The following is a 24736-nucleotide window of genomic DNA, read 5'->3' as shown; positions in this document are numbered from 1 at the left end:
CGTCGCCCTCTCTTGCGAAAGGTCCGCCACATGAGCACGCGCCTTGCCAAAAACGGCCGGTTGATCGACCGCTCCAAACCGATCGAATTCACCTTCAACGGCAAGCGGATGAAGGGCTATGCAGGCGACACGCTGGCGTCTGCCCTGTTGGCCAATGACCAGATGATGGTTGGCCGCTCGTTCAAATATCACCGCCCGCGTGGTCTGGTTGCGGCTGGCCCCGAAGAGCCCAATGCGCTTGTGGGGCTGGGCACCGGCGACCGGTTTGAACCCAATCAGCGCGCCACCACGACCGAGCTGTTCTCGGGCCTGTCGGCGCAGTCGCAGAACCACTGGCCGAGCCTTGAGTTCGACGTGGGTGTGGCCAACAACGCGCTGGCACGCTTCCTGCCTGCGGGTTTCTACTACAAGATGTTCATCCACCCGCGTCCCCTGTGGAAACATGTCTATGAGCCGATCATCCGCCACTCTGCCGGTCTGGGCAAAGCGCCGGACAAGGAGCTGAAGGACGCCGATACTTACGAGCATTTCTATTATTTCGCCGATGTGCTGGTGATTGGTGGCGGCGTGGCTGGTCTTCAGGCGGCCAAGGCGGCGGCCAGCTCCGGTGCCAAGGTGTTGTTGCTGGAGCAGAACAATCACTGGGGTGGTCGTGCGCCGGTTGACGGTGGTACCATCGACGGGATGGAGCCGGACGCCTGGGTTGAGAAAACCCTCGCCGAGCTGCGCGCGATGGACAATGTCACCCTGCGCGACCGCTGCATGGGGGCGGGCGTTTATGACCACGGCTACGCGCTGGGGTATGAGCGGCTGACCGATCATGCGCCGGGGCAGGGTGGTCCGCGCCACCGTCTGTGGCGGATCCGGGCCAGCCAGATCGTCACGGCAACCGGTGCCATTGAACGTCCCCTGTCCTTTGCCGGGAATGATGTGCCGGGCGTGATGCTGGCAGCCTCCATGCGCGATTATGCGGTGAACTGGGGGGTGACCCCGGGCCAGAAAGTTGTGGTTGCCACCAACAATGACGACGCCTATCGCACGGCAATTGCCCTGCATGGCGCGGGTGTTGAGGTGGTCCGTGTGCTCGATGCCCGCGACAGCGGCGGCGGGGCCCTGATGGAAGAGGTCCGTCAGCTGGGCATCCGCGTTGAATGTGGCCGGGCCATTGCCAAGGTGAAGGGCGGCAAGCGCGTCACATCCGTGGCGATCTGCGCCCAGAATGGCGAAGGCGGCGCGCAGGAGGAGGTCGAGGCCGATGCGGTCGCGATGTCCGGTGGCTGGTCGCCGGTTGTGCACCTGTGGTCCCATTGCGGTGGTAAGCTGGTCTGGGATCAGGCCCATGCGAATTTCCGTCCCGATGCCTCGCGTCCGCCGCTGGGTGCGGATGGCAATGGGTTTGTCATCGCAGCAGGTGCCGCCAATGGCGCTGCCGGTCTGGCGGCGGCGTTGAGCGATGCGCAGGCCGCAGGGGAAGCGGCGGCGAAGGCCGCTGGCCGCAAGGTCAAAGCGGCGGCCGCGCCGGTCGGAGATGCGCCGGTTGAAAAGGCGATGGAGCCAGTGTGGCTGATGCCCGCCAAGGCTGACATCAAGCTGCGCATGAAGACCTGGTTGGACTATCAGAACGACGTCAAGGTTTCGGACGTGCAGCTGGCCGCGCGCGAAGGTTTTGAGAGCGTCGAGCATACCAAGCGTTACACCACGCTGGGCATGGCAACCGATCAGGGGAAGCTTTCGAATATCAACGGCTTGGCGATCCTTGCTGATGCGCTTGGGTCTGAAATTCCACAGGTGGGTACCACCACGTTCCGTCCGCCCTATCACCCGATTTCGATGGGGTCGATTGGCGGTGAGGCCCGCGGCGAGATCTTCCAGCCGCTGCGCAAGACGCCGATGCATGACTGGCATGACAGCAATGGTGCGGATTGGGAACCGGTGGGCCAGTGGCGCCGTCCCTTCGCCTATGTGCGCTCTGGCGAGAGCCTGCATGACGCGGTGAACCGCGAGGTAAAGAACACCCGCGAGAACCTCGGCCTGCTGGATGCCTCGACCCTGGGTAAGCTGGTCGTCAAAGGACCGGATGCGGGCAAGTTCCTCGACATGATGTACACCAACATGATGTCGACGCTGAAAGTCGGCAAATGCCGCTACGGTCTGATGTGTTCGGAGAACGGGTTCCTGATCGACGATGGCGTGGTTGCGCGCATTGATGAGGACACCTGGCTCTGCCACACCACCACCGGCGGTGCCGAGCGGATCCATGGACATATGGAAGAATGGCTGCAGACCGAATGGTGGGACTGGAAGGTCTATGTTGCCAATGTCACCGAACAGCTGGCGCAGGTTGCCGTCGTTGGCCCCAATGCCCGCAAGGTGCTGGAAAAGCTGAACGAAAACGCGGGCGGCGGCATGGATCTCTCCAAGGAGGCGCTGCCCTTCATGGAATGGCGTGACGGTGAGATCGGCGGCTTCAAGGCGCGGGCCTACCGGATCTCCTTCTCGGGTGAGCTGTCCTATGAGATCGCGGTTGCGGCCTCGGACGGGCAGGCGTTCTGGACCGCCTTGATGGAAGCGGGCAAGGAATTCGGGGTGATGCCGTATGGCACCGAATGTCTGCATATCCTGCGTGCCGAGAAGGGCTTCATCATGATTGGTGATGAAACCGACGGAACCGTTATTCCGCAGGATCTGGGCCTGAACTGGGCGCTGTCGAAGAAGAAAGAGGACTTCCTCGGCAAGCGGGCGCATACCCGCAGCCATATGGCCGATCCCGACCGCTGGCAGCTGGTGGGTCTGGAAACCACCGATGGCTCGGTGCTGCCGGATGGCGCCTATGCGGTGGGCAATGGTGTGAATGCCAATGGACAGAAAAACACCATCGGGCGCGTGACCTCGACCTATTACTCGTCGAACTTGGGCCGTGGCATCGCCATGGGTCTGGTCAAGCATGGTCCCAAACGGATGGGCGAAGTGATCGAATTCCCCGGCACCGACGGGACAATCTACAAGGCCAAGATCGTCGATCAGGTCTTTTACGACAAGGAAGGGGAGAAGCAGAATGTCTGATCCTGTCAGCGCAATGAATGGTGCGAAGTTTTCCGGTTTGGCGCAGGTCGAAGACAGCGGGCTGCAGGGGATGATCACCCTGCGCGGCGATCTTGCATCTGACACCCTGAAGGCGGCGGTTAAAGCCGCCACCGGGGCGGATGTTCCAACCAGCGGTCAGGTGTCACTGACCGATGTGGGCGGTGTCGCGTGGATGTCCCCGGATGAGCTGCTGCTGCTGGTGCCCTACGCCGAGGTTGAGGCCAAGGTTGCTGACTTGTCAGAGGCGCTGAAAGGCGAGCACGCGCTAGCGGTTAACGTCTCAGATGCGCGCGGTGTGTTCCGCCTGTCTGGTGATGGTGCTCGTGAGGTTCTGGCTAAGATCTGCCCGGTGGATCTGTCGGCTGAGGCCTTCACACCCGGTCAGTTCCGCCGTACCCGCATGGCGCAAGTGGCAGCGGCCTTCTGGCTGGACCACGACGGCGCGTTTCACATCGTCTGCTTCCGTTCCGTTGCCGGATATGTCTACAATTTGTTATCCACAGCGGCGCACCCACAATCTAAGGTAGGCGTGTTAACTGGTTAAGGCAATTTAGCCTTGTGGCGTGTTTTACGCTAAGTTACAGTGTCCTTGGATTTCCGGGGGCACTTTTTTATTTGGTATTGTTGGTCGTTGACCAGTTTCTGATTCGTGATTTTCCCTAGTTCGGAAGCGTCGTGATGCTGCGTGGTGCCGCCCCGCAGCCCTGGCTGTTGGGAGGTCGAAATGTCCAAGGTCGGTGACCTGTTTGTTCCAAGGGCCCGGGTACTCGGTCTTGTGGCCGGGTTTGCGCTTGGGGCAGGTCTGGCGACACCGGCTATGGCGCTTTCAGGCGTGTATACCTGCACAGTTAAATCACTGTCGGGCCGAGGCTGGATCCCGCCACAGATCAGCTTGCATTTTCACGATGAATGGACGGCAGAAGTGGTGCATACCGGCAATGTCAGCGCTTTGTCTGGGCGCCCGTTGAAAGCAGGATTTTTCCGGGTGAGTGATGTATCCTTTCGCCTTAGCTGGATGGTCATCAGTGCGTCTGTCGGAAATGGGTCCGAAGCGGTGAATACCCATTATCGTGCCGTGTTCAACACCCAGAACAAGAAACTCTCGGTACAGGTTATCTCTCTCGACAGCAGGGCAAAACCACCGCGCGGGATTGGTCAATGTGTCCAAGTGACCAGTTAGCTGATGATGTCGAAATTGCGCCGTAACGATAGCCGTTGACAATCTGAGATGCAACTGTCAGGCGAGTGTCTGATTTTGTATACGTCCAGAAGAGAGCGCAGGCTTTACCAATGAAAACACTGATCAAAACCGCCGCCGTCCTCGGCACCCTGTGTGCTGCAACGCCTGTCGCGGCGGCGCCGGTGACTTATGATTGCACCCTCCAGTCTTATGAGAAACATGGCTGGATCGCGTCGCGCGTTCTTGTTTTTGTAGACCATGAGGAAAAGGTCAGTGGCGTGATGGATGGCATTATTGCCAGTCGTCAGAAAACCCCGATGATTGTGCCTTATGATCAGCGCTCTAAGCAGCGGTTGAAGTTGAAGTGGACCCTGAAAAACTTGGGTTCGAGCCAAGGATCAACCAAAGTCACATATTCCGCGACCATGGACGAGCCGCGTATGAAGTTGTCGATTTCTGCCCGTGTGCATGGCGCAGATAACCGCCCCTCCGGCAGCGGCCCTTGCAAGCGCAGCGACATCAAGCTGAATTGACGTGAAGGCGCGCCAATGGCGCAGCTTAGCGGATCGTGTGGCAAGGTCTCAGGCAGCGGTGTCTTGCAAAATGCTGCGGATATTTTTTGGTGTTTCCCCGGCTTGGTCTTGACCAGAGGGGACACCAGCCGCATGTATCTGCCTAGAAACGCAACAGATACTACAGGGGGCCCAGATGGCTTTTGAACTTCCCGATCTTCCTTACGCCCATGACGCGCTGGCATCCAAAGGCATGTCCGCCGAAACACTGGAATATCACCACGACCTGCACCACAAGGCTTATGTCGACAACGGCAACAAGCTGATCGCGGACACCGAGTGGGATGGCAAATCGCTGGAAGAGATCATCAAGGGCACCTATGACGCCAATGCAGTTGCCCAAAGCGGTATCTTCAACAACATCTCCCAGCTGTGGAACCACAACCAGTTCTGGGAAATGATGGGCCCGGGCGAAAGCAAGATGCCGGGCGAGCTGGAAAAAGCGCTGGTAGACAGCTTCGGCTCGGTTGACAAATTCAAGGATGAGTTTTCCGCCGCGGGCGCCGGTCAGTTCGGCTCTGGCTGGGCCTGGCTGGTCAAGGACACCGATGGTGGCCTGAAAGTGACCAAGACCGAAAACGGCGTGAACCCCGTTTGCTTTGGTCAGACGGCACTGCTGGGTTGCGATGTGTGGGAGCATTCCTACTACATCGATTTCCGCAACAAGCGTCCGGCCTATCTGACCAACTTCCTCGACAATCTGGTCAACTGGGAAAACGTTGCATCGCGCATGTGATACTTGCGTAAGTGATAGCTGCGCAGCAATCAGAAATTTGGCCTCGTCCACGATCGGACGGGGCCTTTTTTTGTGCCGGGACCATGGCATCCAGCGGAACAAATCCTCGCGCTCAGTGGTTGTGTTTGTGAACCCACAACAGATGGAGGACCGACATGGCAGACCGCGTCAGATCAAAAGATGGCCGTCAGGAGACCAAGGAGATTCTTGGCGCTGAGGGCAAGGTATCGCATGGCGGGCGCACCGGTGGTCGACTGGCCCGGGAGGTCGCGACCGAGGATGAGGAAAAACGCGCCATGGAACGCCCAGCAGGTGCAACACGGGTGACCAAATCCAACGAGCAGGAGGATCAATAATGGCACAGCTTGACCACGGCACCTTTGTGTTGGTGACCGACAGTGAGAAGGCATTGCTGCTACAGAACACCACCGATGCGCAGAATCCACATTTGGAGGTGCGCCGCAAGGAAGAGCAGGACAATCCGTCTGACATTGACCAATCCGCCAATCGGCCCGGTCGGATGCATGATGGTGGCCCCGGCCAGCGTTCGGCACTGGATGATACCGACTGGCATGAGTTGGCCAAGGAGCGATTTGCCGACGACATTGCCGATCTGCTCTATGAACGGGCGCATAAGGGCAAGCTGGGGAACATCGTGCTGGTGGCCTCGCCGCAGGTTCTGGGCAATCTGCGCGGCAAACTGCACAAGGAGGTGCAGGATCTGGTCACAGCGGAAATTCCCAAGACGCTGACCAATCACCCGATTGATGAGATTGAGAAGATTGTGCAGCAGGAGCTGGCTGCCTGATTGGTGCCAAGCGACCGGCGAAATATGAATTTAGAAAACGCGGTGCTGTGAGGCGCCGCGTTTTTTTTGCGTCTCGCAGCGGTTCGTGCTGCGATCTCGCAGGGTCTGGGCATCAGCCGCGCAGGGTTGCCAGCGCATCCTCCACAGTGCTGACCCAGGTGAGCGCCTCGGTGGTTTCCGTGCCGGCAAAGCCTTCGGCCACCACATGCTCGACCAAGGCCTTCAGCGGATCCCAGTAGCCATCGATATTGAGGATCAGGATCGGCTTTCCATGCAATTCCAGCTGGCGCCAGGTCAGTGCTTCGAACAACTCGTCCAGCGATCCGGCGCCGCCGGGCAGCACCACCACCGCATCAGCATTGTAAAGCATCACCTTCTTGCGCTCATGCATGGTCTCGGTGACCACATAGGTGTTAAGATCGGTCTTGGCGACCTCGCGGCGGACCAGATGCTCGGGGATGACGCCGAAGGTGTGCCCGCCTGCGGCCTGCGCCGCACGTGCGACCCGGCCCATCAGACCGACATCACCGGCGCCGTAGACCAATCGCTGACCCTGCGCCGCTAGCCCGGTGCCGAGCGCCTCGGCGGCCTCGGCATAGGCGGGGCGGATCCCGTCGCGCGATCCACAATACACACAGACGGAATGAATACGCATGGCAGTCACCTTTTTTGTTGTGTTCGGAGGGGAAATAAGTCGTCCTTTGGTCCCTGATAGCGGCATTGAATGGCTGGCTCAAGCAAGCGGGGGGCACATCCCGCAGGATCGACAGCGACGGCGCCCCGGAAGGGGGTTGTCGAGGGTCGGAAGGGAAGGAACAGAATGACGGATGTAACGGGCAAAGGCGGGTTGTCTGCAACCGCCATCGGCGGGGTTGCGGCGGTGGTCGTGGTGCTGGGCGGGGTGATTTTCCTGCAATGGGGCGCCTCGGAGCAGACAGAGGCGCCCCGCAGCACTGCGGGCACGGGGGACAGCGCGGTTATTTCGCCTTCTGCCAGCTCCGATGGCGCGCGCGCGGTACCTGTCCCCGCCCATGAGGCCCCTGTTGCGCAGCCCCCCGCCGTGACTGCGGAGACGAACAGCGCTGACGCCGCTGCGCCCGCTGGCGAGGATATTGCGGAGGACGTGGCTGGCGGTGATACCTCAGCGCAGGCTGTGACGGATGCGGGAGAAGACGAGGATGCAGCGCTGGCCCTGAATGCGCCGCAGATGGATCTGGCGCGGTTTGAGACCGACGGCAGCGGCATGGTGGCGGGGCGGGCGACGCCCGGTGCGGTCGTATCGCTGTTGCTGGACGGGGTTGTGGTGGAGCGGCTGACGGTGCCCTCCGATGGCAGTTTTGTGCTGTTCACCACCGTTGCCCCGTCGACCCGCCCGCAGGTGATTTCGCTGGAGGCGGCGCTGGGGGAGGCGGTTCTGCCTTCGGATGCGCAGTTTATTCTGGCCCCCGTGGTCCCCGTGGCCCCGGTTGAGGTGGCGGAGGCCCCGGTTACTGAGCGGCAGGTGGCGGACGAGGCGGCGGCCGGCGCGCAAGCAACAGACCTTGCATCGGCGGCGGCTCCGGAGGGGGATCGTCCTGCTGCCGGTACGGCTGATGCGGACACCAAACTCTCCGAAGCGCCGGAACCCCGCGGCAGTGACGTTGCAGCGGATGCGCCAGATCAGGCCATCGCTCAGACGGATGTGGCGGACAGCGAGGCAGAGGAACCCGTCGTCGTGGCGGCTGCCGGGGGAGCGTCTGAGGTGTCGCAGGAGGAGACGGTGACAGCCGGCAACGACATACCGGCGGCGGAGACGCAGGCTGTCCCTGCCACGGATGACAACCGCGATGAGGCGCAGGACGCAGCGGCTGTGCAGGGTGCGAAGGGTGATGCGGCGCAATCAGATGACGTCGCGGCGACAGCGCCGGAGATCGCGGCAGAGGCGGCGCCGGAGCAGAGGGCGGTGCTGCGCTCTGATGCCAGCGGTGTGACGCTGGTACAGCCGCCGACGCCAAGCCTGGCCGAGGCACCACAGACCGTGGCGCTGGATACCATCTCCTACGATGCGGAGGGCGCCGTGGTGCTAAGCGGTCGGGTGCGCTCCGATGCGGTGGTGCGCGCCTATCTGGACAATGCGGCGGTTGCCGATCTGCCGGTGGACGAGGAAGGGCGCTGGTCCGGCGTCCTGCCGGATGTGGCGCCGGGGATTTACGCGCTGCGGCTGGATGCGTTGGACACCGACGGCAAGGTGCTGAGCCGTCTTGAGACCCCGTTCAAACGGGAGGCACCAGAGGTTTTGCAGCCACCGGTCGAGGCGGCCGCCACAGGTACCACAGCACCGGATGCAGCCCCCACCGGGGCGAAACCGCTGGTGCGATTGGTCACCGTACAGGAGGGCGACACCCTCTGGGCAATTTCGCGGGAGCGGTATGGCGACGGGCTGCTTTATGTGCGGGTGTTTGATGCCAACCGACAGGCGATCCGGGACCCGGATCTGATTTACCCCGGTCAGGTATTCTCCGTCCCGGTGCAGTAAGACCATAGCCTGATCCCGCCAGGGGGCTGCATACCGTGCCGCCCCTCAGCCAGAAGATGGGCCATGATATAGTGGCTGCGCTGGTCAAAGTGCCACGCGGCCCCTATGTCAAAGGTCTTGCAGTAAGGACATGTGATGACAGACAGCGATATGACAACCGCGCAGGAGGAGCGTCGCTCCGGTCTGCGCACGTTGCGCCGTGTTTTCCCCTACCTTTGGCCCGAGGGGCAGGCCTGGGTCAAATACCGGGTTGTGGCGGCGCTGGCGGTGCTGATTTTGGCAAAGCTGGTCGCGGTTTACACGCCGATGCTCTACAAAGGCGCGGTGGACAGTCTGGCGGGCGAGGGCGTGCCGCCGTTGGCCCTGGGGGCGGTTGGCCTGACCGTGGCCTATGGGATGGCGCGGATCCTCACCACCGGGTTTCAGCAGCTGCGCGATGCGGTGTTTGCCCCGGTTGGCCAGCGCGCCCTGCGGCGTCTGGCGCTGGAAACCTTCCGCCATATTCACCGCCTGTCGATGCGCTATCACATCACCCGCAAGACTGGCGGGTTGAGCCGGATTATCGAACGCGGTGTGAAAGGCGTGGAATTCCTGCTGCGCTTCCTGCTGTTTTCCATCGGACCGCTGGTGCTGGAACTGGCGCTGGTCGCCATCATCCTCGCGGTGCTATTCGACATCTGGTATTTGGTCGTAGTGGCGGTCACGGTCGCTCTTTATGTGTGGTTCACCTTTGCGGTGACCGAATGGCGGGTGAAGCTGCGCCGGGAGATGAACAAGCAGGACACCGATGCCAATCAGAAGGCCATCGACAGCCTGCTGAACTACGAGACGGTCAAATATTTTGGCGCCGAGGATCGCGAGACTGAACGTTATGATGTGGCCATGCGCGCCTATGCCAAGGCAGCGCTGAAGACGGCCTATTCGCTGGCATTCCTGAACTTTGGCCAGAGCCTGGTGATCACCGGCGGTCTGGTGGCGGTCATGGTGATGGCGGCAATCGGCGTGCAGCAGGGCAATCTGACGGTGGGCGATTTTGTCATGGTCAACGCCTATATGATCCAGATCACCGTGCCGCTGAACTTCCTTGGGACTGTGTACCGCGAAATCCGGCAGAGCCTGGTGGATATGGGCGAGATGTTCGATCTGATCGAACAGGACCCGGATGTGAAGGATGAGGGCAACGCCAAGGTCTTGCAGGTCAACGGCGGGGCGATTGCGCTGGAGAATGTGGAGTTCGGCTATGACAGCGACCGCCAGATCCTGAAGGGCGTCAGCTTTGAGGTGGCGGCGGGGCAGACGGTGGCCATTGTCGGGTCCACCGGGTCGGGCAAATCCACCATCGGGCGACTGTTGTTCCGGTTTTATGATGTGACGCGCGGCGCGCTGCGCATCGACGGGCAGGATGTACGCGAGGTCACGCAAAAGAGCCTGCACGCCGCGATTGGCGTGGTGCCGCAGGATACCGTGCTGTTCAATGATACCATCCGCTACAACATCGCCTATGGCCGCGCTGGCGCCACTCAGGAGGAGGTCGAACAGGCCGCACGCGATGCGCAGATCCACGACTTCATCATGCGGCTGCCAGAGGGCTATGAGACGCAGGTCGGCGAGCGCGGGCTGAAGCTGTCGGGCGGTGAGAAGCAGCGGGTGGGCATCGCACGGACGCTGCTGAAAAACCCGCCGATCCTGCTGCTGGATGAGGCGACATCGGCGCTGGACAGCGATACCGAGCAGGAGATCAAGGAGGCGCTGTCGCGGGCCGGGCAGGGACGCACGGTGATCACCATCGCGCACCGGCTGAGCACGGTGGCGGAGGCTGACCAGATCATTGTGCTGGAACAGGGCGAGATCGCCGAACAGGGCACCCATGAGGATCTGCTGGCCAAGGACGGGCGCTACGCGCATCTGTGGCAGCGCCAGCAGTCGGATCAGGACGCGGCGTAGCCGTTGCGTTCTGGATATCGGCTATCTCGGGGTCTGTGTCTGCGCGTCTAACCGCTGACGTAGACCCCGTCCTTGGGTTTGTAGAAAATCTTCTGATTATGTAGCCGTCCGAGCAGATCATGGATCTGGCGCAGGCTGTCCTCGCGGCTGTGACCAGCGATGCCCTGTGCCTGCTGGTTGGCATCGGCCAAGCTGTCGCGAGTGCGTTGCAGCGCGGCCTCGATCAGGTCGACATCGGCGATGGTCAATTCAAACATATCGTTGAAATCGGGCATGGGCTGGGTCCTTTCTGCTGGGGGGCTCTGGCGGTGGTGATCTGCCTGCTGAAACGAATAACGCCCCGCGAGGGCGGGGCGTTGTCATGTTATTCAGCGGCGCGAAGCGGTGTTGACGGCGGAGTTTCGCGGTCGTCGCGCGTGGTGGTCTTGGCCGGGGGGCTGTCCGGGTTCGGTTCAGCCTCCCACAGGATTTCCGTGGTGGGCAGGGTGCGGGCCTTGGTGGCCAGCCGCATATCCCGGGCAATTCGGCTGGACCGGCCACGGGTGAGCCGGGCCAGCAAGCGGCCGAGCGCGCCCAGGTAGATTCGCAGCCAGACCCGAATCGCCAGCAGCGACGGCGTGACCAGCAGCGTCAGCACAGTGGCGATGCCAAGACCGAAGACCACTGCCGTTGCCAGCTGTTTCCACCACAGCGAGGTCGGGCTGTCGATCGAGTAGCCGCCATTGATGAAGTCGAGGCTGAGCCCGAACATCATCGGCGCAAGACCTGCCATCGTGGTGATGGTGGTCAGGAGAACCGGGCGGATGCGGGCCTCGGCGGTGCGAATGATCGCCTCGATCCGCGGCATCTTCTGGGCGTATTCCTGATAGGTGTCGATCAGAACGATATTGTTGTTCACCACGATCCCCGCCAGCGCGACGATACCGGTGCCGGTCATGATGATCGAGAACGGCTGCTGCATCACCATCATGCCGATCAGCACGCCGGTGGTGGAGAGCACCACCGCCAGAAGCACCAGCACCGAGTTGTAGAAGCTGTTGAACTGGGCCAGCAGGATCACGAACATCAACGCCAAGGCACCGGCAAAGGCTTTCATCAGGAAGGCACCGGATTCGGCCTGTTCTTCCTGATCACCGGTCCATTCCCATGTGATGTCCTTGGGCAGCGGGTCGGTGTTCAGCCATTCCGTCAGGGCGGCGATGCGTTCATTGGCATTGAGGGCGACAACGCGGGCGTCATCGTCCAGCGCGGTCTGCACCGCCTCAAGACTATCGGCGCTGGCGAGGCTGCGCAGCTTCAGCGGCGCACCGCTTGGTCCGGTCAGGTCGCTGGCGCTGGTGTCGCTGCCCTCGGCGAAGGATTTCACATAGGCCAGCGTCTGGTCTTCACCGCTGTCTCCGCCGGTGGTGATCACCTTCGAAAGGCCGGGTTCGATATCCGCCTTCACGTCATAATAGCGCTGCTGTTGGACACGGCTAATCTTCTCCAGCTTTGGCACCGGCTGGCGTGAGATGAAGTTGGACAGAGGCACAAGGCCGTCCTCGGTGCGCAGTTTCATCACATCAAGGGTGGAGAGGACGCGGTCCTCCTCCGGCAGGCGGACGCGGATTTCGATTTCCTCATCCGAGCTGTCGACGCGCATGGTATCTAGAAGAATCCCGCGGGTGACCAGCTGCACCATGGCGCCAACGGTGGCGACATCAGCGCCGTAGCGGCCGGCCTTTTCGACGTCGACGTCGATCTGCCAGTCAATGCCGGGCAGGGGCAGGCTGTCCTCGATCAGGTCCAGCCCTGGGGTCTCATCGAACCGGGCGCGGGCGGTCTGCGTGGCGGCGGTCAACGTGTCCCAGCTGTCGCCCTTCAGGCGCAGATGGATCGGCTTACCAGAGGCAGGCCCCTGCGCCAGTGCGCGGATCTCAGCCTCGAAACCGGGCAGTTTAGCCAGCTCGGTATTGATCTCCTCAATCACGGTGTCGCCGTCGAAATCGGTCGCTGTGACCTCACGGGTGAACCAGCCGTTGAACCAGGTTTCAGTCTGGGTCGGGCGATCCTCCCAGGGGATGATCTCGAACTGCACCTGACCTACGGTGTCGGGCGGTGTCTGCGCGCCGGAGGCATCGGTGTTCAGCCCGCCTTCACCCGCGAAGGAGAAGACATTGACCACCGCGGGATGCGACAGGATGACCTGTTCGGTCTGGCGCACCATCTCGTCCTCTTCCATCAGTGAGGTATTGCCGCGCGCCCGGACATAGGCGGTGGCCTGTTCCGGTTCGGATTCGACAAAGAACTCAACGCCGTAGTTGTTGGTCGAGAACAGTGTGAAAACTGTCATGATGGAGAAGGCAACAGCCCCGATCGCAACAAGAGGCATCACCGGATTGCCGACGATGAACTTAATGAAATGGCCGAAAGGAGTGTGCGTGTAACCCGCTTTGACGGATGTTTCCCGGCGGCGCAGGCTGGCCGCCCCCAATGTGACGGAGGCGCCGAAGGACGCCAGCACAAATATCAGTGCGCCAAACACTAGTGCAGCCCCATCCGGCACATCCGAAGGCAGCAGGTAGCCGCCATTCAGCATCTGCATCGCGCCTGCAAACATGCCCCAGAGCATCACGGGCACCAGCGCCGCGCGCAGCCACCAGGGCGCAACAGCGCGCAGCCCATCGGAGAGGTTCTCGAACAGGCGGCTCATCCGGCCGGTGACGCCGCCCATGACGGGCAGGTAGATCAGCGCCACCACCAGCGACGCCGACAGAACAAAGATCAGGGTGACCGGCAGCATGCCCATGAATTCACCGGGAACACCGGGCCAGAACAGCATCGGCAGGAACGCACAGAGCGTGGTCGCGGTGGAGGAGACCACCGGCCAGAACATGCGCTGCGCCGCCTCGACATAGGCGTGCATCGGGCCGGTGCCTTCCTTGATGCGTTTGTCGGCGTATTCAACCACCACGATGGCGCCATCCACCAGCATGCCCACCGCGAGGATCAGACCAAACATCACGATGTTGGAGATGCTGATCCCCATCACAGCAAGCAGCGCAAAGCACAGCAGGAAGGAGGTCGGGATCGCAAAGCCGACCAGCAGGGCCGCCCGGCTGCCAAGCGCCGACAGCACCACAATCATCACCAGCGCGACGGCGGTCAGAACCGAGCCTTCCAGCTGGCCGACCATGGAGGCCACGACGCGGCTTTGGTCATTTGAGGTGCCGACGGAGACGGCTGCTGTCAATTCCGGCGGCCATTTGGTTTTTGCTTCAGCCAGCGTTTCCTTCACCAGATCAACAGTGTCGATCAGGTTGTAGCCTTTCCGCTTCACCACCTGCAGGGCAACGGTATCCTCACCGTTGAACCGGGCAGTGCCGCGACGGTCCTCGAAGGTGAAGTTGATGGTTGCCAGTTCGCCAAGCGTGACCACGCGGTCGCCATTGGTCTTGATCGGCAGCTCATAGATATCACGCACGTCGTCAAAGGAGGAGGGGATCTTCACTGAGAAGCTGCCCTGATTGCTCTCGACCTCGCCCGCCGCGATCAGTTGGTTGTTGTTCTGCACAACGGTGATCAGCTCAAGCGCCGTGACGTTGTAAGCCTCCAGCCGCAGGGGGTCGATCAGCACCTCGACCATTTCGTCGCGATTGCCGGCGATCCCGGCCTCAAGCACCGGCTCCAAGGCCTCAAGATCGTCCTGCAAATCCTTGGCGATCCGCGCCATTGTGCGTTCCGGCACGGCGCCGGTCAGGTTGACAATGACGATGGGGAATTCGGAGAAGTTGATCTCGTTGATCGAATATTTCTCAGCCCCCTCGGGGAAATCCGCCTCGGCGGCGTCCATCGCATCGCGGACGTCGGCCATGATGGCGGTCTTGTCCCAGCCAAAGTCAAACTCAAGCGCCACGCCGCCATAGCCTTCGGCGGCGGTGGAGGACATTTTGTCGAGCCCGTCCAGATCGGCCAGCTCGGTTTCCATCACCTTGACCAGCAACGTTTCGGCATCCTCGGCAGAGATGCCGGGGAAGGGGACGGAGATGAACAGGGCCGGAATTTCGATGTCCGGCTCACCCTCTTTCGGGAGGCTGGCATAGGCAAAGCCGCCGACCAGCAGCGAAATGGCAATGAATGCCAGGATCATACGGGCCCGTTCTGCGGCCCAGCTGACGATACCGGTCATTGGGATACCTCTTTAAACGTGGGCGCAACAGAAACGCCCGCAACAACAAAATCCTGTCCAACGACGATCACATCGGCCTGTTCCGGCAGACCGCCCACCCAGACGCCGCTGGCTTCGTCGCGCAGCAGCTGGATGGGGTAAAACCCGACGGTCATGTCGTCTTTTACCACACGCACACCCAATTGACCGTCGTTATTCAGGGTCAGCGCCGACTGTGGCAGGTAATGCGCTTTGGCGCCCTCGGCTGAGATCACGATATCGGCGGTCTGGCCGTCGCGGATCGCAAGATCCGGATTGGGTACGGTGATTTCCACCTCGAAGGTGCGCGTGGTCGGATCGGCGGAGCGGCTGATAAAGGTGACCTTGCCCTCAACATTGCGACCATTGGCCAGTTCCGCCCGCGCGCCTGCCCCGATGGTGACGCGGTTCACCTCAGTTTCGGGCACATAGCCAACCAGCTTGATGGTCTCCAGCTGGATCACCGTCGCGCAGAGGCTGCCAGGTTGCATCAGGCTGCCCAGCTCGGCGGTATCGCTTTCCAGCAGCCCGTCGAAGGGGGCCAGAATGTCCAGACGCGCCAGTTCCTTTTCAGCGGCGGCAACCTGGGCAGAGGCAGATTCGATGCCGGCGCTGGTGGTTTGCAGCCCAGTTTCCGCCGTGGCGACGCCAGCCACCGCCGAGCGTTCCGCCGCCTGCGCGGAGGCAAGACGGGTTTCAGAGGCAAAGCCACCTTCGGAGAGTTTGGCGGCTGCTGTCAGGTTGATCTGCGCTTCCTTGAGGCGGGCGCGGGCCTCGTCCAGGCGGGCCTGCGCCTCGGGAACGCGGATTTTTGCCTCGCTCAGTCGGGCCTTGGCCTCCAACAGCGTGGAGGGGCGGGTGCCGGGATCCAGTTTGCACAGAAGATCGCCCGCCTTCACCTGCGCGCCCTTGCGCAACGGTTCTGACAAAACGGTGGAGGTGGTTTCGGAGCGGACTTCGACCTGGCGGATCGCTTGTGTCTGCCCGCGCAGGACAACCGCGCTGTCGATGCCACGGGCGGTGCTGCGCAGGGCGACCACGCCGACGCCTGAATTGCCGGTCTTGTCAGCGCTGGCGGCCTGCGGGGCCGCAGTCGCTGCCGCTGCCGCTGCGGCGGGTGTTTCGGTCGGTTCGGAGGCATCAGCGGATGCGGTCTCATCGCTGAGCTGCTCGCCACGGGCAAAGGCCAAAAGCGCATCCCGCTCAATCACGGCATAATACAGGCCTGCCGTCACAACAGCAGCAGTCATCAGGGGAATTACACGCATCTTGGGCCTTCCTAAGTCATAGTCATCCCGTCCGGGACATATAGAGCCACTCAACAATCATACCATTAATGGGCATATTCGGGCGAACTGGCGCCAAGTGATATGGGTGATATAGGTATTGTCCATACTAAACTCTGTAGTTCAGTTCACATTTTTTGCCTTTTTGGAGCAGTTTGTGGCCGTGCCGGGGTGTCAGGGCCACTTGGCTTGGCACCGGTTGCACTGTAAGAGAAGCAGAACACAGGAAACTTTCCGGCAACTGCGGGGGCGGTTGCGGGATCTGCCAGGGACATTTTCATGAGCGACACCGACAGCTTTATCGATGAGGTGACAGAAGAGGTCCGCCGCGATCGCCTGTTCAAGATGCTCAAACGTTATGGCTGGATTGGCGGCGTTGCGGTGGTGCTGATCGTAGGCGGGGCGGCCGTGCGCGAATTTAACCGCGCCCAGACCGAAGCCGCATCGCAGGCGCTTGGCGATCAGATGATTGCAGCGCTGGACAGCGATGACAGTGCGGCACGGGTGACAGCCCTGGATGCAATCACCGCTGAGACCGCAGGTGGGGATACGGTTCTGAAGCTGTTGCAGGCGGGCGCCTTGGCAGATGCCGGAGACCGTGCGGCGGCTGTTGAGCGGCTGAATGCGGTTGCGCGCAACGGTGAGATGCCCCTGATCTATCGTCATATTGCAACGTTCAAGGCGCTTGGTCTGCAGCAGGAGAGCCTGCCAGCGGCAGATCGCCGGATCCAGTTCGAGGCTTTGGCCCAACCCGGTGCGCCGCTGGCGCTGCTGGCACAGGAACAGCTGGCACTGATTGATATCGAAGAGAACAACACTGACGCCGCCATTTCGCGGTTGCAGGAGATTATTGCCTCCGCCGGTGTCACCTCGGACTTGAAAGACCGTGCTTCGCAAGTGATTGTGGCGCTTGGGGGAGCGCTGGAGCCGGTGGCGGCGACAGAAGGCTAAGATCAATTCGGCGCCGATGGGCGCCACGATAGCGTGCAGTACAAAGTGCAGTAATGGGGCAGGGCAATGACGGCAGTAACAAGCTTTTGGAGCGCGAGGGGCATTCTGACGGGGACCGCATTGGCGTTGGTCCTGTCCGCCTGCGCCGAGCCTGAGGTCATCCTGCGCGGCGAGCGTCTGGATCTGCGCGACGACAGCGTCACGGTTGTCAGCAATGAGACCCGCGCCATTGCGTTGCCTGCAACGCGCAACAACGCCAGCTGGCCACAGGGGCCGGGCGTTGAAGGGCTGCGCCCTGTACATCCGGCGCTGGCTGCTGCGCCGCGCGCAATCTGGGCCACCTCGATCGGCGACGGTGACAGCCGCCGCCAGCGCATCACCGCGACACCGGTTGTGGGCGATGGGCGTATCTACACGCTGGACAGCGGCGCCAAGGTTTCGGCCGTTAGCCCTACCGGGGCGTTGCAGTGGCAAAGCGAGTTGTTGCCTGCGTCTGACAGCTCAGGGCAGGCCACCGGTGGCGGTTTGGCCTATGACGGTGGCGTGCTTTATGTCTCGTCCGGCTATGGCGTGCTGACCGCGCTGGATGCCGCCAGCGGGGCAACCATCTGGCGGCAGGAGCTGGAGGCCACAGGCTCCGGTCAGCCCACGGTGCGCGACGGTTTGGTCTATCTGGTGGCCGGAGATGATACTGGCTGGGCGGTGCATGCCAAGGATGGCCGGATTGCCTGGCAGGTTCAGGCCACCCCCAGCCCCTCGAACATTCTGGGCGCACCGGCGCCTGCGGTCACCTCTGATCTGGCAATCTTCGCCTTTGGTTCGGGCGATCTGACCGCAACCTTCCGCAGGGGCGGCCTGCGGCGTTGGAACGCCTCCGTGGCGGGTAAGCGGATTGGCCGGACCATTTCCCGTATTAGCGATGTCACCGGCGCGCCTGTAGTGTCCGGCAACCGGATGTATGTGGGCAACCAGTCCGGGCGAACAGCGGCTTTTGACCTTGGCAGCGGTGATCGGCTGTGGACTGCGCCCCATGGGGCGGTGGATCCGGTCTGGGCGGTTTCGGGCAATGTGTTCCTGATCAGCGACCTTGGCCAATTGGTGCGGCTGGATGCGGACAGTGGCGCAGCTGTCTGGGCGACGGATCTGCCCGGATACCTCAAGGATAAACCCCGCAAACGCGGCGCAGTAGTGGCCCATCACGGGCCGGTTCTGGCCGGTGGTCAGGTGGTGGTGGCCTCCAACGACGGGCTGTTGCGCTTCTTCAGCCCCGAAAGCGGCGCGTTGCTGCGCAGCGTGGCGGTGCCCGGCGGCGCCAGCACCGCGCCTGTTGTGGCGAATGGCACGCTTTATGTTGTGTCCACCAAGGGTGAATTGCACGCTTTCCGATAGCGCTTTGATGCGGTAGGAGAGATTTACGCAGCGATGTGCTCTGGCAGGGCGCGCGCAGATGCGCTATGGGGCGCGTCTGAATCGCAGAAAGTTGGTCTGATGTCTTTTACCCTCGCTATTGTGGGCCGCCCGAATGTGGGCAAATCCACATTGTTCAATCGTCTCGTCGGCAAGCGGCTGGCGCTGGTGGATGACCAGCCCGGCGTCACGCGCGATCTGCGCGAAGGGGAAGCGCGTCTCGGCGATCTGCGCTTTACCGTGGTGGACACTGCCGGTCTGGAAGATGCCACCGACAACTCGCTGGAAGGGCGGATGCGCCGACTGACCGAGCGGGCGGTTGATATGGCTGATATCTGTCTGTTCATGGTGGATGCCCGCGTTGGCGTGACCCCGGTGGACCAGATGTTTGCAGAGATCCTGCGCAAGAAATCCGCCCATGTGATTCTGGCCGCCAACAAGGCTGAGGGCAACGCCGCCGATGCCGGTGTGCTGGATGCCTGGGGCCTGGGTCTGGGGGAGCCGATCCGCCTGTCCGGTGAGCATGGCGAAGGTTTGAATGACCTTTATTCGCAGCTGATGCCGCTGGCGGATGAGTTTGAAAAACGCGCCGAGGATGACAGCCCCGAGATTGACGTCGTTCTGGACGAAGACGCCGACGAAGACGATCTGTCGGTGCCGATGCCAACCCGCAATAAACCGTTGCAGGTGGCTGTTGTCGGACGTCCCAATGCGGGCAAATCCACCCTGATCAACAAGATCCTGGGCGAGGATCGCCTGCTGACCGGGCCTGAGGCCGGAATCACCCGCGATGCGATTTCGCTTCAGATCGACTGGCAAGATGTGCCGATGCGCATCTTCGATACTGCCGGCATGCGCAAGAAGGCCAAGGTGCAGGAAAAGCTGGAGAAGCTCTCCGTCTCCGACGGTCTGCGGGCGGTGAAATTTGCCGAAGTGGTGGTGGTCCTGCTGGATGCGGCGATCCCGTTTGAACAGCAGGATCTGCGGATTGCCGATCTGGCCGAGCGGGAAGGCCGCGCGGTGGTGGTCGCGGTCAACAAATGGGACATTGAGGATGAGAAGCAGGAAAAGCTGCGCAACCTCAAGGAAGCCTTTGACCGGTTGCTGCCGCAGCTGCGCGGCGCGCCGCTGATCACGGTTTCGGCGAAGACTGGCAAGGGGCTGGACCGTCTGCACGCAGCGATCATGCGCGCCTATGACGTCTGGAACCGCCGGGTTCCCACCGCGGCGCTGAACCGCTGGCTGACGGGGATGTTGGAACAGCACCCGCCGCCCGCCCCGCAGGGCAAGCGGATCAAGCTGCGCTATATGACCCAGGCGAAGACCCGTCCGCCGGGCTTTGTGGTGATGTGTTCACATCCCGACAAGATGCCCGAGAGCTACAATCGCTATCTGGTCAACGGGCTGCGGCAGGATTTTGATATGCCCGGCTCGCCGATCCGTCTGACGCTGCGCTCGCAGTCGGACAAGAACCCCTACAAGGGTAAGAAAAAGGCGCCGCCGTCGAAGCTGCGCAAACATCTGGAAGGCCGCCGCAACTAAGCGCGCGCCTGTTTCTGGTTAAAATATCAGGCAGTCTCCCACCTTGGGGGCTGCCTTTTTTCATGGCTGGGGCAGGTTTGTGCCTGCGGTATCGGCAAGATTTGACCGCAAGCCATTGGCTTTGCTAGGCTTCACCATAGGTTATTGAAAGATGGGGCGCGTGCCTTGCAGAACTGGGGTGTGACTGGGCCGGGCACAGGGATCGGATCGGCACAGGCAGGGCAGACGCCGGGATATGAACCGTGACGGTTCGGGATATCGCGAGGTTATCGGCCATGTGCTGAGGCCTGGCGTCACGGCAGTGTCACACGGCGTCTCTAGGGAACATCCCATGGATTTGAGAGCATATACGCGGACCTATTGCGAGAAAGACAACCGGCTGGCCGCGCTCAGCTATTTCGGGACATTTGCGGTCTATTTCCTCGCGCTGACGGTGGCGATCCGCCACGCGGAGGTCTGGTATCTGATGCTGCCTGCGGGGGTGGTTTTTGCCTTTGCGGCGGTGCGGCTTTACGTGCTGCAACATGATACCGGGCATCAGTCGCTGTTTGAAACGCGCCTCCAGAATGAGCTTGCCGGTCATGTGTTGTCGCCCTTCACCTTTGCCCCGTTTGAGGTGATGAAGCAGAACCACAATGAGCATCACGCCTATGTCGGCAATCTGGAGCACCGCGAATCCGGCGAGATCCACACCATGACCCTGCGCGAATGGCAGGCGGCGGGATGGGCGCAGCGGCTGGCTTATCGGCTCTATCGCAATCCGCTTGTGCTGGTGCCGCTGGGGGCGGCGTTTACCTATTTTGTCCGCTACCGTTGGCCAAAGAATACGCTGCGGTTTGGCGCCTTGGGGGTGGTTCTGCACAACGTCGTCATTCTGCTGCTGCTTGGGCTGCTTTATGCCATTGCGGGGACAACTGGCGTGCTGATCTGGCTGGGATTTTCGTTTCTCGGTGGGATGATCGGTGTGTTTCTGGTGTATCTGCAGCATAATTTTGAAGACACCTATTGGGATCGACGGCCCGACCTCAATCCGCAAGTTGCGGCGCTTCAGGGATCCTCCTGTCTTGACTTTGGCTGGTTTTTTGACTTTGCAGTCGCCAATATCACGCTGCATGACATTCACCATTTCAACGCCCGCATTCCCAGCTACCGGTTGCGCCGCTGCCACTATAATCTGCCGCCCGAGATTGCACCGCGTCGCATTGGGTTTGGCGAAGCGATCCGCGCTCTTGGGCTGAAGCTCTGGGACGAAGATCATCAGCGGCTGGTGCCATTCCCGCCGGGCAATGCGCCGGGGCAACTGGCCACGGCAGCAGGGCAAACCAATACGCAGGAGCCTTCATGACATCCATCGCCAAACTTCCCGGAGTCGGCCCCGCGCTGGCGCAGATTTTGACCGACCATGGCTGCGCTACGATTGAGGCGGTGGCGGGGAAATCGCCGCAGGAGCTGAGCAATATCCCAAGGATCGGCAAGCTGCGCGCGGCAAAGCTATCTGCAGAAGCAAAGAAGGCCCATGGGGAAACCAGCCCAGAGCAAGGCAAACCTGCCCGCCGCGCAAATGGGGTCGCTCCAGCGATGCCGAATGGTGCAGCGCAGGAGAAGCCCGTTGACCACGCTGAGGCTGATAGGCTCAGCTCCGCGCTGGCCGCGGCTGAGGCTGCCCGTCGTGCAGCGGAAGCCAAGGCCGAAAAAGCTGTGCTGAAAGCCAAAAAATCCGCGAAGAAAGCCGCGGCGCTTGCTGAGGAATTTGCTGCCGCAAAGGTGAAAGCCAAGGCGAAGGCCAAGCGGGTGAAGGCCAAGGCCAAACGCGCGATTGAGAAGGAAAAGGCCAAGGCGAAGGCCATCCTTGAGGCCAAACATAACCCGAAGAAAGAGGCACCTAAGAAGGACAGCGGCAAGAAAGACCCATCCAAGAAGGACCCGACCAAGAAGGCGTCAGCCAAGAAAGACGCGGCCAAGAAATCCCTGGCCAAAAAGCAACCTGATCCGGGTGCTGCTGCGAAGGGTAAGAAAAAGAAATAGCGCCGCCGGGACGCTATGATGAGAACAAAGAAAAACCGACGCAGTAAGGCGCCGGTTTTTTACTTTTTATTAAGAGGTTGCGCGCAGTTGTTAAACCAATGCGCCCTCCGCCGTCAGGGTCAGGCGACCGCCCAGATAGGGGGCCAGAACCTCTGGCAGTTTGACGGACCCGTCTTCCTGCTGGCCGTTCTCCAGCACCGCAATCAGGCAGCGCCCGACCGCTAGACCAGAGCCGTTGAGCGTGTGCAAATATTGCGGTTTGCCGCCATCAGCCGGTTTGAACCGCGCATTCATGCGACGGGCCTGGAAATCACCGGTGGTGGAGACCGAGGAAATCTCGCGGTAGGTGTTCTGACCGGGCACCCAGGCCTCGATGTCGAAGGTGCGGCGCGCGCCGAAGCCCATGTCCCCGGTGCAAAGCACTACGGTGCGATAGGGGATGCCCAGTTTTTCCAGCAACCCCTCAGCGCAGCGCAGCATGCGCTTTTGCTCATCGTCGGACTGGCTGGGGTGCACAACCGAGACCATCTCGACCTTCTCAAACTGGTGCTGGCGCAGCATGCCGGAGGTGTCTTTGCCCGCGCTGCCCGCCTCGGAGCGGAAGCACAGCGTATGCGCGGTCATGCGGATCGGCAGGGCGGCCTCATCCAGCGTGTCGCCCGCGACGGAATAGGTCAGCGGCACCTCGGAGGTGGGCACCAGCCACCAGCCATTGGTGGTCTGATAGCTGTCATCGCCGAATTTCGGCAGCTTATCGGTGCCATACATCGCCTCGTCACGCACCAGCACCGGGGAGTTCACCTCGGTGAGGCCGTTTTCATCCACATGGGTGTCGACCATGAACTGCGCCAGCGCGCGGTGGATGCGGGCCACGGCGCCCTTCAGCAGCACAAAGCGCGCGCCGGAGATCTTCGCCGCGGTTTCAAAATCCATCGCCGCCGCGACGCCCTTGATTTCAAAATGCTCTTTCGGGTCGAAGGCAAAATTGGGGAGCGCGCCCCATTTGCTGACCTCGACATTGTCGTCCTCATCGGCGCCCGCTGGCACGTCCTCGGCCGGTAGGTTGGGGATGCGCGCCAGCACGTCGGTCAGCTTCGCGTCCAGCTCCTTGGCCTCGGTCTGCAGGGCTGCGACTTCGGCTTTCTTGCCGGCCACCTCGGCGCGCAGACGTTCGAATTCGGCGTCATCCCCCTTGGCCTTGGCCGCACCGATGGCCTTGGCCGCCTTGTTCTGCTCGGCCTGCGCGGTTTCAGCCGCCTGGATCTTGGCCCGGCGGGATTCATCCAGCGCCAGGATGTCAGAAGACATCGCCGCATCCCCACGCCGCGCCAAAGCGGCGTCAAAAGCGGCAGGGTTCTCGCGGATCGCGCGGATGTCATGCATGGGAGGTGCTCCTAAAGCGTTGAATCAGTGCCGCCAGCATATGCCGGATGGGGGCGGGAAGGGGAAGGGGGCGCGAGGTATTGGCGCCGGGGTGTTGTGGGATGGCACGTTAGGGGGCGGTGGGAGGCGTGTAGTTGTGAGGGTCTGTTTGCCATTTTCTCCATTCTCGGAATGTTTGGCCATGGCCCATTGCAAGTTTTGGCCAATGGGCGGGCCAATCCGAGCTGTCCGGTCCGCTGCCGTTCGGAAGAACAGTATCTGTTGTGCCAAATCCGCTATTAAGCTGTTCTAGGCCTATATTTGTACGAGAAAAATCCACTCGGCTCAGCAAAGAGCCCGAAAGATCGGCTCGATTGAGTCTGCTGGTGCCATCAATCGTTGCTGCGCTGATATCTGCGCCCTGCATATTCGCGCCTCCGAGGCGTATTCCCTGCATCTTTGCTCTGCGGAGGTTTGCACCCCGCAGATTCGTCGAAGCGAGGTCGGCTCTTTGCAGCTCGGCATCGGAGAGGTCAGCGCCCTGCATGTAGGCATGGCGAAGACTCGCGCCCCGTAACATCGCTCTCCCGAGAAATGCTTGCTGTAGATCCGCCCCGCTAAGGTCAGACGTCAGCATCTCAGCATTGCCCAGATTGGTACCTTGCATCTTCGCAAATGGGAGACTGGCATTCAGTAACTGTGTATCTCTTAGAAATGATCCTTGCATATGGCTCCCCGACAATATGGCACCTGACAGGTCTAGACCTGTCAGGTCGAACCTTTGAAGATTGGCGTGTCGCAGATCAATAGAGATGCTTACGCAGTTCACTGCTCGGATCCGTTTCATCCGGCCTAGAACCTGAACCGCATTTTCCATGTCTGAGCGTTTAACAGTTAGCCCAAATAGCCAGCGGTGCAATTCTTTAGGCGTCGGTTCTTCTGGAGGTATCTCGGCGGGTACTTCGCGGGACAGTTCGCGCACATAAACGCTGAGCAGTCGCGAAACTCGGGGAGCTGTGTCCGGGCGCTCCTTCACCAGTCCCTCCAACCGGTCGATGGCGGCGTTGCGCCGGGTTATGTCATCTTCCCAGATATTTTGTTTCCGCTCTTCGTCCCAGCGCTGGCGCATGGCGTGTAG

20 protein-coding genes are annotated in these 24736 nt (G+C 61.4%); 14 read left to right on the top strand and 6 right to left on the bottom strand.

Annotated features, from left to right (window positions below):
• The first annotated feature begins 30 nt into the window (after positions 1 to 30).
• The 7 genes from OO25_RS15465 (at position 31) to OO25_RS15435 (ending at position 6380) form a co-directional block, all read left to right on the top strand.
• Positions 31 to 3063 (top strand): sarcosine oxidase subunit alpha family protein, encoded by a 3033-nt coding sequence (locus OO25_RS15465; protein ID WP_040181044.1) that lies wholly within the window; start codon positions 31 to 33, stop codon positions 3061 to 3063.
• The gene (locus OO25_RS15460; protein WP_040181042.1) at positions 3056 to 3628 is read left to right on the top strand and encodes a sarcosine oxidase subunit gamma; all 573 of its coding nucleotides are present in this window, start codon (positions 3056 to 3058) and stop codon (positions 3626 to 3628) included. Before OO25_RS15465 ends, OO25_RS15460 begins: the two co-directional genes overlap by 8 nt.
• A 180-nt stretch (positions 3629 to 3808) precedes the next feature.
• Entirely contained in the window at positions 3809 to 4264 is a 456-nt protein-coding gene (locus OO25_RS15455) for a hypothetical protein (RefSeq protein WP_040181041.1), read from the top strand.
• A gap of 65 nt (positions 4265 to 4329) precedes the next feature.
• The gene (locus OO25_RS15450; RefSeq protein WP_242407053.1) at positions 4330 to 4797 is read left to right on the top strand and encodes a hypothetical protein; all 468 of its coding nucleotides are present in this window, start codon (positions 4330 to 4332) and stop codon (positions 4795 to 4797) included.
• A gap of 175 nt (positions 4798 to 4972) precedes the next feature.
• Positions 4973 to 5572: a superoxide dismutase gene (locus OO25_RS15445; RefSeq protein WP_040170796.1), complete on the top strand. Its 600-nt coding sequence runs from the start codon at positions 4973 to 4975 to the stop codon at positions 5570 to 5572.
• Between the two features lie 155 nt (positions 5573 to 5727).
• The gene (locus tag OO25_RS15440; RefSeq protein WP_040170798.1) at positions 5728 to 5928 is read left to right on the top strand and encodes a hypothetical protein; all 201 of its coding nucleotides are present in this window, start codon (positions 5728 to 5730) and stop codon (positions 5926 to 5928) included.
• On the top strand, positions 5928 to 6380 hold the full coding sequence (locus tag OO25_RS15435; RefSeq protein WP_024096933.1) for a host attachment family protein: 453 nt from the start codon (positions 5928 to 5930) through the stop codon (positions 6378 to 6380). The genes OO25_RS15440 and OO25_RS15435 overlap by 1 nt, the downstream gene beginning before the upstream one ends.
• Positions 6381 to 6492: 112 nt before the next feature.
• On the opposite strand, the gene OO25_RS15430 is transcribed toward OO25_RS15435, so the two are convergent.
• Positions 6493 to 7035, bottom strand: coding sequence for a TIGR00730 family Rossman fold protein (locus OO25_RS15430; protein ID WP_040181038.1), 543 nt, complete (start codon positions 7033 to 7035; stop codon positions 6493 to 6495).
• Positions 7036 to 7200: 165 nt separating this feature from the next.
• Here OO25_RS15430 and OO25_RS15425 point away from each other — a divergent pair, with 165 nt between their 5' ends.
• Both OO25_RS15425 and OO25_RS15420 read left to right on the top strand, forming a co-directional pair.
• Positions 7201 to 8895 carry a LysM peptidoglycan-binding domain-containing protein gene (locus OO25_RS15425; protein WP_040181037.1) on the top strand — a complete coding sequence of 565 codons (1695 nt, stop codon included), beginning with the start codon at positions 7201 to 7203 and terminating at the stop codon, positions 8893 to 8895.
• A 135-nt stretch (positions 8896 to 9030) separates the two neighbouring features.
• Positions 9031 to 10839 carry an ABC transporter ATP-binding protein/permease gene (locus tag OO25_RS15420; protein ID WP_040169551.1) on the top strand — a complete coding sequence of 603 codons (1809 nt, stop codon included), beginning with the start codon at positions 9031 to 9033 and terminating at the stop codon, positions 10837 to 10839.
• Between the two features lie 47 nt (positions 10840 to 10886).
• Here OO25_RS15420 and OO25_RS15415 read toward each other — a convergent pair whose 3' ends face one another.
• The 3 genes from OO25_RS15415 to OO25_RS15405 all read right to left on the bottom strand — a co-directional run bounded on the left by OO25_RS15415 (position 10887) and on the right by OO25_RS15405 (position 16293).
• A complete protein-coding gene (locus OO25_RS15415) occupies positions 10887 to 11114 on the bottom strand; it encodes a hypothetical protein (protein ID WP_024096937.1) in 228 nt (75 codons plus the stop codon).
• Positions 11115 to 11203: 89 nt separating this feature from the next.
• Entirely contained in the window at positions 11204 to 15007 is a 3804-nt protein-coding gene (locus OO25_RS15410; protein WP_040181036.1) for an efflux RND transporter permease subunit, read from the bottom strand.
• Positions 15004 to 16293 (bottom strand): efflux RND transporter periplasmic adaptor subunit, encoded by a 1290-nt coding sequence (locus tag OO25_RS15405; protein ID WP_040181035.1) that lies wholly within the window; start codon positions 16291 to 16293, stop codon positions 15004 to 15006. The genes OO25_RS15410 and OO25_RS15405 overlap by 4 nt, the downstream gene beginning before the upstream one ends.
• Positions 16294 to 16590: 297 nt before the next feature.
• Here OO25_RS15405 and OO25_RS15400 point away from each other — a divergent pair, with 297 nt between their 5' ends.
• From OO25_RS15400 to OO25_RS15380, 5 genes are all read left to right on the top strand, one after another.
• The gene (locus OO25_RS15400) at positions 16591 to 17262 is read left to right on the top strand and encodes a hypothetical protein (RefSeq protein ID WP_040181034.1); all 672 of its coding nucleotides are present in this window, start codon (positions 16591 to 16593) and stop codon (positions 17260 to 17262) included.
• Between the two features lie 66 nt (positions 17263 to 17328).
• The gene (locus OO25_RS15395; RefSeq protein ID WP_040169542.1) at positions 17329 to 18651 is read left to right on the top strand and encodes a PQQ-like beta-propeller repeat protein; all 1323 of its coding nucleotides are present in this window, start codon (positions 17329 to 17331) and stop codon (positions 18649 to 18651) included.
• A gap of 99 nt (positions 18652 to 18750) precedes the next feature.
• Positions 18751 to 20211, top strand: a complete 1461-nt coding sequence (gene der, locus OO25_RS15390) for a ribosome biogenesis GTPase Der (RefSeq protein ID WP_040169646.1) — start codon at positions 18751 to 18753, stop codon at positions 20209 to 20211.
• A 331-nt stretch (positions 20212 to 20542) separates the two neighbouring features.
• Positions 20543 to 21556: a fatty acid desaturase gene (locus tag OO25_RS15385; RefSeq protein WP_040181032.1), complete on the top strand. Its 1014-nt coding sequence runs from the start codon at positions 20543 to 20545 to the stop codon at positions 21554 to 21556.
• Positions 21553 to 22236, top strand: coding sequence for a helix-hairpin-helix domain-containing protein (locus OO25_RS15380; RefSeq protein WP_040181031.1), 684 nt, complete (start codon positions 21553 to 21555; stop codon positions 22234 to 22236). Before OO25_RS15385 ends, OO25_RS15380 begins: the two co-directional genes overlap by 4 nt.
• Positions 22237 to 22326: 90 nt before the next feature.
• Here OO25_RS15380 and serS read toward each other — a convergent pair whose 3' ends face one another.
• Together serS and OO25_RS15370 are read right to left on the bottom strand one after the other, a co-directional pair.
• Positions 22327 to 23619: a serine--tRNA ligase gene (serS, locus tag OO25_RS15375; protein ID WP_040181029.1), complete on the bottom strand. Its 1293-nt coding sequence runs from the start codon at positions 23617 to 23619 to the stop codon at positions 22327 to 22329.
• Between the two features lie 109 nt (positions 23620 to 23728).
• The coding region (locus OO25_RS15370; RefSeq protein WP_139044789.1) for a pentapeptide repeat-containing protein at positions 23729 to 24736 on the bottom strand (1008 nt) is incomplete at its 5' end.

This window comes from Phaeobacter sp. S60 (genome assembly GCF_000826845.1).
In the GTDB taxonomy this organism is placed as follows: Bacteria; Pseudomonadota; Alphaproteobacteria; order Rhodobacterales; family Rhodobacteraceae; genus Phaeobacter; species Phaeobacter piscinae.
Note: the sequence above shows the minus strand (reverse complement) of the source record. Positions and strands in the feature narration are given on the sequence as shown.